This window comes from Acidobacteriota bacterium, assembly GCA_012517875.1.
In the GTDB taxonomy this organism is placed as follows: domain Bacteria; phylum Acidobacteriota; class JAAYUB01; order JAAYUB01; family JAAYUB01; genus JAAYUB01.
Window position 1 is genome coordinate 1 of record JAAYUB010000018.1, and the last position, 11078, is coordinate 11078.

At 61.1% G+C, this 11078-nt stretch carries 10 protein-coding genes; all 10 read left to right on the plus strand.

What is annotated here, in order from left to right; genetic code table 11:
• Positions 1-1788 carry a glutamine--fructose-6-phosphate transaminase (isomerizing) gene (glmS, locus tag GX414_02490; GenBank protein ID NLI45958.1) on the plus strand — a complete coding sequence of 596 codons (1788 nt, stop codon included), beginning with the start codon at positions 1-3 and terminating at the stop codon, positions 1786-1788.
• Positions 1789-1794: 6 nt separating this feature from the next.
• Entirely contained in the window at positions 1795-2691 is an 897-nt protein-coding gene (locus GX414_02495) for a UTP--glucose-1-phosphate uridylyltransferase (protein NLI45959.1), read from the plus strand.
• A gap of 146 nt (positions 2692-2837) precedes the next feature.
• On the plus strand, positions 2838-3821 hold the full coding sequence (locus GX414_02500; protein NLI45960.1) for a hypothetical protein: 984 nt from the start codon (positions 2838-2840) through the stop codon (positions 3819-3821).
• 2 nt (positions 3822-3823) lie between these two features.
• Positions 3824-6163 (plus strand): polysaccharide biosynthesis tyrosine autokinase, encoded by a 2340-nt coding sequence (locus tag GX414_02505; protein NLI45961.1) that lies wholly within the window; start codon positions 3824-3826, stop codon positions 6161-6163.
• Positions 6164-6239: 76 nt separating this feature from the next.
• Positions 6240-6893 (plus strand): hypothetical protein, encoded by a 654-nt coding sequence (locus GX414_02510; GenBank protein NLI45962.1) that lies wholly within the window; start codon positions 6240-6242, stop codon positions 6891-6893.
• A gap of 19 nt (positions 6894-6912) precedes the next feature.
• Positions 6913-7833 carry a hypothetical protein gene (locus GX414_02515; GenBank protein NLI45963.1) on the plus strand — a complete coding sequence of 307 codons (921 nt, stop codon included), beginning with the start codon at positions 6913-6915 and terminating at the stop codon, positions 7831-7833.
• Positions 7817-8881 carry a formylglycine-generating enzyme family protein gene (locus GX414_02520; GenBank protein ID NLI45964.1) on the plus strand — a complete coding sequence of 355 codons (1065 nt, stop codon included), beginning with the start codon at positions 7817-7819 and terminating at the stop codon, positions 8879-8881. The genes GX414_02515 and GX414_02520 overlap by 17 nt, the downstream gene beginning before the upstream one ends.
• A gap of 91 nt (positions 8882-8972) precedes the next feature.
• A complete protein-coding gene (locus GX414_02525; protein ID NLI45965.1) occupies positions 8973-9671 on the plus strand; it encodes a hypothetical protein in 699 nt (232 codons plus the stop codon).
• Entirely contained in the window at positions 9668-10939 is a 1272-nt protein-coding gene (locus GX414_02530) for a hypothetical protein (GenBank protein NLI45966.1), read from the plus strand. The genes GX414_02525 and GX414_02530 overlap by 4 nt, the downstream gene beginning before the upstream one ends.
• Positions 10936-11078, plus strand: a 143-nt coding sequence (locus GX414_02535) for a hypothetical protein (GenBank protein ID NLI45967.1), incomplete at its 3' end; no start/stop codon positions are given. The genes GX414_02530 and GX414_02535, both read left to right, overlap by 4 nt.

An 11078-nucleotide genomic window follows, 5' to 3' on the forward strand; every position in this document is an offset into this window, starting at 1 on the left:
ATCCACGTATTGACCGAAGGACTGAAGCGGCTGGAGTACCGCGGGTATGATTCCTGCGGCCTGGCCACCGTGGGCCCGGCCGGTGTGTACGCCGTCAAAACCTGCGGCACGATCGGTGAACTGGAACAACGGTTGTCCGCCGCCACCCCGCCGGCCACGACGGGCATCGGGCACACGCGCTGGGCCACCCACGGACGGCCGTCGGAGGCCAACGCCCACCCGCACTGTGATTGCGGCCGGATGCTCTATGTGATCCACAACGGCATCATCGAGAACTACAGTCTGCTCAAGCGGGAGCTGATGCGGAAAGGGCACCGGTTCGAATCGGAGACCGACACGGAAGTGCTGGCCCACCTCTTTGAGGAGTTTTACCAGGGGGACCTGCTGGACAGCGTGCTGCGCGGTCTGGAGCGGGTGACGGGCACATTCGGGATCGCCGTCGTCCATGCCGCCCATCCGGAACAGATCATCGTGGCCCGGCGGGGCTCCCCGCTGGTGCTCGGCGTGGGCGACCGGGAGATGCTGGCGGCCAGCGACGTGGCCGCCCTGCTCCGCCACACCGACCGGGTGATCTATCTGAACGACGGCGAGGTGGCGGTGCTGCAACCGGACGATTTCCGCATCCTGTCGATCTCCCATGAGCTGGTCCACCGGGACCCGGTGAAGGTGGAGTGGCAGGTCGAGGAAACCGAAAAAAACGGCTTCCCGCATTTCATGCTCAAGGAAATTTTCGAACAGCCGGAAACGGTTCTCAACGCGTTCCGCGGGCGCATCCTCCGCGAGGAGGGGGTCAGCAAGTTCGGCGGATTGGAAAGCATCCTGCCGGAACTCAAAACGATCAACCGCCTCGTCATGATCTCCTGCGGCACGTCGTACCATGCCGGCCTGCTGGGCCGTTACATCTTCGAGAAGCTCACCGACATAAATGTCGACGTGGAGATCGCCAGCGAATTCCGTTACCGGAACATCAATCTGTCTGCTGGAACCGCCGTCCTGGCCATCAGCCAGTCGGGTGAGACCGCCGACACCATCGCCGCGGTGCGCGAGGCGCGCCGCAAAGGCGCGCTCGCCCTCGGCCTGGTCAATGTCGTCGGATCCACCATCGCCCGGGAAACGATCGCGGGTGTTTATAACCACGCCGGGCCTGAGATCGGCGTGGCTTCCACCAAGATCTTCACGTCGCAAGTGGTCATCCTGAGCCTGCTGGCGCTGCTGCTGGGCCGGTTCAAGAAACTGTCGATGAACGACGGCATCCAGGTGCTGAACGCCATCCAGGAGCTGCCGGATCAGATCCAAATGGTTCTGGAACAATCTGAGGACATCCGCGCCATCGCCCGCGACTACTACCAGCACCAGTCCTTCCTGTACCTGGGGCGCCTCTACAACTATCCGACGGCGATGGAAGGTGCGCTCAAATTGAAGGAGATCAGCTACATCCACGCCGAAGGCTATCCGGCGGGCGAGATGAAACATGGTCCCATCGCCCTGATCTCCCCCGAGTGCCCGGTCATGGCCGTCTGTCCCAGGGACAGCGTGTACGACAAGATGATCAGCAATATCATGGAAGTACAGGCCCGCGGCGCCAAGATCATCGCCGTCGGCTCACCCGACGACACCAAACTGGCCGACATCGCCGATCGGGTGATCATCGTACCGCGCACCCTCGATTTCCTCAACCCGATCCTCTGCAACATCCCCCTGCAGCTGTTCGCCTATTTTTGCGCCTTGTACCGGGGTTGCGCCATCGATAAACCGCGCAACCTGGCCAAGAGCGTCACCGTGGAGTGAACCACCATGAGTCAGCCGACACCGGTCAAGGGCGTCATCTTGGCGGCGGGTTACGGGACGCGATTCCTGCCCGTGACCAAGACGGTGCCCAAAGAGATGCTGCCCATCGTCGAGGTGCCGTCCATCCAGTACGTGATCGATGAATTCATCGCTTCGGGCATCCGCGACATTCTGATCGTCACCAGCCGCCGGAAGAAAGCCCTTGAGGATTATTTCGACCGGGATGTGGAGCTGGAGTCGGTGTTCCGGGATGAAGCCGCCGGCGGCAAGCTCGCCAGCGTCACGCCGCCCGACGCCAACATCGTCTTCATCCGGCAGCGGGAGATGCGGGGAACGGCCCACGCCTTGATGCTGTGCGAGGGGTTCGCCGGACAGTCGCCGTTCGTCGTCGCCTACCCCGATGACCTGATGCCCGACCCACCCTGTGCCCGACAACTCATCGAGACCTGGCGGGAGACGATCACACCCGCTCAGCCGCGCGGCTGCTCCGTGCTCTCTGTGATCGATTTAAGCGGGCAGGATGTGTCGCGCTACGGCGTCGTCGATTACGAACTTCGGGGCGGGCGTCATGTTGTCCGCCGGATGGTGGAAAAGCCCCGGCCGGGGTCGGAACCGAGCCACCTCATTTCCCTGGGGCGCTATCTGTACACCCCGGATCTCTTCCCGGTCCTCCACGAGTTGGCGCGCGTGCCCCGTGACGGCGAGTTTTACCAGACGGAACCCATCAACCGCCTGGCCGGTTGTGGTTTGGTCGTGGCCCGACCATACCCGGGACGACGCTATGACACCGGTGAGCCCGTCGGTTACATCAAAACGATCGTGGAAATGGCGCTGGCCCGACCGGAATACCGGCAGGAGTTATCCGATTATTTGCACAAATTGTCATTGACCGGCCTGTTGTGACATATTATGATTTACTGTTTATGCGAAAGAAGATGGATGCCATCGGTTTGGTCGTTGGGCAGGGGATCAGTAGCCGCCGGAGCAACCGTATCCATCATCGGACAACGCCTTCGGCGTGCGTAAAATCGGACGATTGACAGGGGACAATGAAACATCTTGATCTGCTTCTATTATTAATAGGCACACTTCTCTTCACACCACTTCCCGGCCAGGACACCCAGCCGACCGCCGGCACCCTCGACCAGACCGTCAAGAAAAACACCCTGTTGGAGTTCATCCGCATCCGCTCCAATCCGGCGGCCAACTACGTGCTGGGGCCCGGCGACATCATCACCGTCGACGTGTTCGGCGTGCCGGAGCTGAAAACCGAAGTGCAGGTGGCCCAGGACGGCACGATCATGCTGCCGTTCCTCTCCCTGGTCCGGGTGGAGGGTTTGAACACGGCGGAACTCCAGGTGAAGCTGGAGTCGCTGTTGGCTGATTCCGTGCTCAAAGACCCGCACGTGATGGTTTCCATCAAGGAGTACCGCTCCCAGCCGGTGCACGTGCTCGGCGAGATCAGCAAGCCCGGCACGTACCAGCTCACCCACTTCATGCGGCTTGTGGACCTGCTGTCATTGGCCGGCGGCTTCACCGCCGCCGCCGGCGACATGTGCACCATCAGCAGGCAGGACGAGACGGGCATCTCACAGCAGGTGGAAATCAGCCTAGTGGACCTCCTGGAGAACGGCAATCCCGCGCTCAACGTTCCCATCCAGGCCGGCGACATCATCCACGTGCCCAAGCGGGTGGATCGCATCTACTATGTCATCGGCGACGTTGGCAAGCCCGGCGCCTATCCCATTCCGCCGAAGAAAGAAATTCGGCTCAGTGAAGCGTTGACCACGGCCGGGGGCTTCACGAAGACATCCAGCTTGGCGAATACACGGCTCGTCCGGGCGCTGCCCGATGGCCAGCGAACCGTCGTGGCGATTGACTTCGACAAAATTCTGAAGGGCACCGGTGAGGATTTCTCCCTGCAGGAAAACGACATGCTGTACATCCCCAACTCCAAAGCCAAGGGGATCAGCCAAGCCATGCTCTCCAGCGTTCCGAATTTCATTTATTGGGGATTGCTCCTCGCTTTCTAAGTATGGGAAATAATCCGAACCTACCCGTCCTATCGCCCGGTGAACCCGATCCCAGGCACCCGGCCGTACTGACGACGCCTACGTACCAGCTGGTCGTTCCGCCGGCGCCGGAAAACGAGATCCACCTGCTCGACTACTGGAAGATCATCGTCAAGCGCAAATGGCTCATCGTGCTCTGCTTTGTGGTGGCGGCCGCCACCGCGTATCTATGGACGCTGCGGCAGACCCCGCTGTATTCCGCGACGGCCACGCTGCAGATCGAGGTCAGTTCGCCCAACATTCTCCCGTATCAGGATTTCGTCAATGAAGCCGCGCCCTGGCAGCAAGCCGAATATATTCAGACCCAGTGCGCCATCCTCCAGAGCAAGTCGCTGGCCTCGCGGGTCGTCCAGGCGCTCCATCTGGACCAGGACCCGAGGTTCGTCGATCAGCGTGCCGGAGCATCCCCCTCGATAAAAACAGAGGAGCCCCCCGCCCAGGCTGACTCCACCATCGATCCGGACCTGGATGTGGCCTTGGCTGATCCTGATGCGGACGAGGCCTATTCACCCCACTCCGGAATCGTGCAGGGCGGACTGCAGGTGGAGCCGGTCCGGGACAGTCATCTGATCCGCCTCAGCTATGTTTCGCCTTACCCCGAACTTGCCAGCCAGGTCACAAACACCGCCGCCGACGAATTCATTCAGCTCAACTTCGAGGCGCGGTACAACGCCGCCCTGCAGGCTACGGAGTTTCTGAAGCGTCAGCTCACCAGCCTGAAAGCCAGGCTGGAGAAATCCGAAGAAAACCTCATCAACTACTCCCGTGAAAAAGGGATCATGGTTTCGGCCAATCAGCAGGACGTGGTTCTCCAAAAACTCAACGAGTTGAGCACGGCCCTGACCGAAGCCCAGACCGACCGGATCCGACGGGAATCCCTGTACCTCACAATCCGCGGGATCAAGGATCCCCTGACCAATTTCCCGTCCAGTCTGCGAAACGCCCTGATCGAGGATCTGGAGCGCAAGCTGTCCGGCTTGAATCAGGAACTGGCCAAGCAGTCGTCAAAGTTCAAAGATGACTGGCCGGCCATCCAGGAACTGAAAAACCAGATCACGGAGACGTCCTCCCAGTTGAATCGGGAGAAGCAGACGGCGATGAAGGCGATCATCACCGAGTACGAAACGGCGGCCAAACGCGAAAAGCTGCTTCAGGAAGCGTTGGACGAACAGAAGATCCAGGCCAACCTGCTAAAAGAGAGCCTGATCCAGTACAACATCCTCCAGCGCGAAGTGGAGACCAACAAGAACGTCTACGAAGGGATGCTCTCCCGGTTAAAAGAGGCCTCGGTCGCCGCCGGCCTCAAGTCGAGCAACATCCGGATCGTGGAACGCGCCGAGACGCCCACGGCGCCCTTCAAGCCGAATCCTGTTCGAAACCTGCTTCTGGGCATGCTCATCGGTCTGTTGCTCGGCGTCGGGTTGGCTTTTTTCATCGAATACATGGACAACACCGTCAAAACTCCGGATCAGGTGGAGCAGCTCACCACTCTACCCTCCCTGGGTGTCATCCCCCAGGCGGAGTCCATGCCGAAGGCGGTGGCCGCCGCAAGCAAAGCCAAGGTCATGCAGGTCGTCCCTGCGGCCGCTTCCAGAAACGGAAATTCAATCGAACTCGTTGTCCATTACGAACCCACCACCAGCCTGGCCGAGGCTTTCCGTTCACTCCGGACATCCATCATGCTCTCCAACTCGGATGGACCGCCTCACACCGTGCTCTTCACGTCGCCGCGTCCGGCGGAAGGCAAAACCACTGTTTCGACCAACACCGCGATCGCCTTCGCCCAGACAGGCAAACGCGTGCTCCTGCTGGATCTGGATCTGCGCAAGCCGCGACTGCACACTATATTCAAGCTGGACAACGCGATCGGCTTCAGCAGCTTCCTGGCCGGGGCGTCCGAGATCTCGCCCCTCATCCATTCCACTGAGATCGAAAACCTGTACACCATCACCGCCGGGCCCATCCCGCCGAATCCGGCTGAACTGCTCTCGTCCATTCGGCTGAAGCAGGCGTTGGAAATCCTCAAGGAATATTTTGACCATATCATCATCGACAGCCCCCCCATCCTGTCGGTGAGCGACTCGCGCATCATCTCGCGGTTCACCGACGGGATCATTCTGGTCATCCGCAGCGGTGAGACGCCGAAGCAGGTGCTGCGCCAGGCGCAGAAAGACCTCCAGCTGATCAACGCAAAGGTGCTCGGCATCCTCATCAATGCCGCCAACCTGCGCAGTTCCGATTATTACTACTCGAAATACCATTATTACCAATACGGAGATAAGTACCACTCAAAGCACGCTTGACAATATTGTGCTTCTGTAATCAAATTGCTGCAAGTAACACTGGGCCTTTGCTGATTAGATCGAATTGAGGTGCACGATGAAAAAGTTAGTTAGGTTGTGTGCCGTGCTGGCTACACTTTCCGCACTCGCCGTCGTTCAGGCCCACGGCCAGATGACGCCGCTCGGAGAAATTGTGGCCGGCAGTCCCGCCCTGATCGGCACCACGGAGATGCCGGTGGGCGGCACCATTTTTCAGGGGGACCGCCTGACCGCGCACAAGGATTCCACGGTGATCGAACTGGCCAACCGTGGCACCATCCAGTTGTTCCCGCATACGCGCATCCAGGTCCTGTCGCAGGATGGTGAAATCCAGGTGCGTCTGGAACAAGGCAAGGTGGCCTTCATCTTTCCCAAGGATGTCCGGACGTCCATCCAGAGTGCGACATCCGTCATGACCCCGCTGAGAACCGAATCCCGGTATTACGGGGTAATGGAAAACACCGACAAGCAGGACATCGTCCAGGCATACGAAGGCGAGTTGCAGGTGCAGGCGGTGCCATCGGGTGAAAAGGCGACCCTCCGGCCCCGCCAGGAGGCCTGCGTCGGGGCCACGGCCTGGACGGGTCACGGGGATCCCATCCGCGGCCTCCGTCTGCCGATCATCGTCGGCCTCATCGAAGGCGGCACGGCGACCGGAATCATCATTTACTCGGTAATCGACGACGACGAACCGGTGGCCAGCCCCAGCTGATGATCGGGAGTCTCCGCCCATGACGTCGATCAGCCGTCACCGATCCTTGATCGTTTGGGCCGCACTGTGCGGTTGCGCATGCGGTCTGCCTTGGATGACGGCTGACGTGTCCGCGGACGGATCCAGCATCGTTTTCCACCGGTGTCCTCCGCACGCGGATGTTTTTCTCGACGGAACATGGATCGGCACGGTGCCGGAGCAGGGCGTTTTCTCCCTGTCCGCCATACCGGCGGGACACCACCGCTTTGTATTCAAAGTCTCTGTCGATTCCGGAATAGAAAAAGAAGTAACCTGTCAACCCGGTCAGGCGTTGACGATCGAACTGCCCCCATCTCCAGCTCCGGCACCTGTGATCGAGCCGCCGGTGGTTGTCCCGGCTCAACATCCACCGGCGGCCGCCGTCGTGGCAACCGCTCCGCATTTGCAGCCGGCAATGTCAGCCCCCGTCCGGCCGGCGCGCCAGATCGTACCGACGCGCCATCAAGCGGAGCCGGCGACCACAGCCGCGCCACCCCCTGCACCCGTGCAGCAGTCGAGCACATTCGCATCCATTCAGGCGGTCTCGGCACACGCCCCCTCACCGCCGTCTGCCCCGGTCATCGAGTTGACGCCGGCCGGAGGATTGAATAGCTGGCTTCTGACTCTTTCCATTGTTTGCGCGTTGGGTCTGGGTGTTCTGTTTCTACAAATCAGCCGGCACCACAAGCTCTCCGACCCTTCAGCCACGGATCGTCTGACAGGAGTCTCGGCTTCCGATGACAACGATTCCATATTCAATGCGTGTGACTCCGGATCGAGTCTGTCGAACGAACCCGAATTCCTCGATGACCTCCGCTGGCGGGAAATGATGGCCGCCAAAGGATTCCGGGTATTCCGAGGTAAAGACCTGCCCGAACACTTTATCGAAATTGAAGAGGTGAAACATGAAAGACCCTCATAAGATTCTTTTCACTTTGCTTCTGGTGCTTGGATTTGCCGTCTGCGTGAGCGCGGCGGACGTCGCCGCGTCCATCGAACAGATCCAGACGGACGGGCAGATGCTGCTCAAGGTACCCAATGCCAGACTCCTGAAGGGCGCCCGGGGTGAAGTGTATTACACGGTCGTCGCGGAAGGTGCCACCCGTGAGGTTGTGGTCGGCAGTATCCAAGACACGCAGGTGGTCGATGCCACCCACGTCCTGGCCCGACTGGCCCAGTCCACTGCGCCCATCCAAACGAGCTTCAAGGTGCGGCTCACGCCCACCCCGATCCCGGCGGACAAATTCCTGGAGAACATGGTCTACATTCCCGGCGGGACCGCCACCATCGGACTGGACCGCAACAAAGCCAAGTTCTGGAATGAAACTCCGGCCCACCCGTACAATCTGGAGCCTTACTACATCGAGCGCACCGAGGTCACCATCGGCCAGTATGCCAAGTTTGTCCAGGAGACCGACCACCGACTGCCGCCCGGCTGGGAGGACGACACCCCGCCGGTCGAGGACGAACCTCTGCCCGTGACCGGCGTGACCTGGGAAGACGCGATGGCTTATTCCCGTTGGGCGCTCCGTCGCCTGCCCTCGGAGGAAGAATGGGAATGGGCCGGCCGGACCAGCCGCAGCTACATGTTCCCGTGGGGCAATGAGTTCATCAAGGACTACGCCAACACCGAAGAGGCGGATCGCGACCACGCCCTGCCCGTGATTTCGTTCCCCACCGATCTCTCCCAGTTCGGGGTATCCGATCTGGCCGGGAATGTCGCCGAGTGGACGCTGTCCGTCTATCGCCCCTACCCCGGTAACACCCACGACGAGGAGTACAACCCGGATCACTATGTGGTGCGGGGCGGCGCGTTCACGGTGAAGAACAAGTATTGCCGGCTGCCTTTTCGCGCCTCGAAGCCGAACAATTATCATTGCTCGGATGTGGGCTTCCGCACCGCGATCAGCATGCGTGAGCTGGACAAGTTGATCGCGGAAGGGCTGGTGGCCGCCTCACCGACCAAGTGAGGGTGGTCGATATTTCTGAATGATTGATCTCCACAACCATCTTCTGTGGGGATTGGATGACGGACCTCGCGACCGCGCGAGGTCCGTTGCTATGCTCCAGGCCGCCCACGCAGCCGGAGTGACCCAGATTGTCTGCACCCCGCACCTGTTTCACCCCGGGTTCGCCGGAATACGCACGGACGATGCCCGGTCTCGGCTGGCTGAGTTGCAGCCTGAAACCGACATCCGCCTGATCCTGGGCGGCGAACACTACCTGAGTTCCGATTTCGTCCAGGCGCTGGCCGAGCAGGGGCGCGCCAGGCTCCACACCGTCTGCAACCTGTTCATCCTGGTTGAATTCGGCCCGTTCAGCCAACCGGCCGCCACGGTCAACATTCTGCGGCGCCTGCGGGAGCTTCGACTGTTTCCCCTGATCGCCCATCCGGAACGATACGAATCCGGCAAACGGTTGCTGCGCTGGATGTCTGCCCTGAAGGAGCAGAGCTGCATGCTCGTGATCAACGCCCGAAGCCTCATGGGCGCGGACGGCCGGAAATGCGAGCGCGCCGCCCGAGAGCTGATCAGTCACGGGCTGATTCATTGCGTGGCCAGCGACGCGCACACTCCCGAAGACCTGATGTCGCATTACCCGGACTGCCTCGCCTGGGTCGAGCGGGAATATGGCAGCCGTGTGGCCAAGCTGCTGTTCATCGTGAACCCGTGGCTCATCGCGCAGGGTCGTCTGCCGGTGGATTTTTCGGACAGTGACCAACTGGATCGCATCCTGTCCCAAGGCGGCTGCAACGCATGATTTTTTCCGCAGGGCTGATCGGTCGGCTGGCCGTGACCCTCCTTCTGCTGGGCCTGCTGACCGTGTCACTGCTGTTTCTCTTTGCCCAGATTGCGGAGACACCCGAAGCCGATCAAACGGCGGCGGAGCGAAAGACACAACTGAACCCGCTCGATCCCGAGGGCTGGTATGCACTCAGCGTCATCCGCCGCTTCGACCGGCGCGGATCGTCCTCGGCCGAGGCCCAACATTACCTGGCGCGAGCACTGAGCCTGCATCCGTGGAGCTATCGGTACTGGACCACGATGGCCCAGATCCAGGCCGATCGAAACGATACCCGGGCCGCCACGGCCTGCCTGCGAATGGCGCTGGCGCTGAACCGCGCCTATTCGCCCCTGTACTGGTACGCGGGCAACTATTTTATCCGCACCGGTGACCGGTCTGCCGCCGCCCGTTGCTTTCACCAGGCGCTCATCGGCAACCCGGCGCTTATCCGGCCGGTCCTGGCCATCAGCTGGCGGATGTATCCCGACCGCCAGGTCATCATCCGCGACATCATCCCGCAGACCGTGGCCATGCAATTCGGCCTGCTGAGCTGGTGCATCCAGCAGGACGACCCCGCCGCAGCCCGTCGATGCTGGCTCAATCTGACGCGTCTCCCGGAGGCTTTCGATCCGAGGTCTGCTTTTTCGTACATCGACTACCTGCACCGGCGGGGCGAGCATCGGGCGGCGCACGACGTGTGGCGACGCAGCCTGGAGCCGATCGGCGCCTGGCCCGGGGACGGCTCGGACAACCTGATCTTCAACGGCGGATTTGAGAAACCCAGGTGGAACGGAGGATTCGACTGGGTGGGCCACGAAACCGTGCACACCCGTTTTCTGGACACCCGCCGCGGCCGTTACCAGGGCATGCACGCGATGACCGTCGCGTTCGACGGAACGGAGAATATCGGCGGAGTGATCCTCAGTCAGCGCGTGTTCGTAAAGCGGCCCGGACTATATCGGTTCCGGTACGCCATTCGAACGGATCCGCTGACCAGCGATCAAGGCGTATATTTCGACATCATCGACACCACCCAACCCGTACAGCCTCGGGAAATCGCCCGCGGCGACAAGCATCTCGCCGAAGAAAGCTGGCGGTTGTGCACCGTGCTGCTGGAAGTGACCGCACCCGATTCCATGCTGCAGGTGCGACTCCGGCGGGATCGCTCGACCAAGTTCGACAAGGAGCTCCGGGGCCGGATCTGGCTGGATGCGGTGGAGCTGGCGACGGAGGAGGCCTCGTGATCGGTCGCCGTCTGCTCGAAGTCTGGCTCTTCCTGACCATCGCGTTCGCCGTCATCGCCTTCGGCGCAACGCCGGCATGGGCCCGCTCGGTATTCAGCATGGCGGCTTTCATCGCCGCCATCGCCGCCCTGTGGATCTG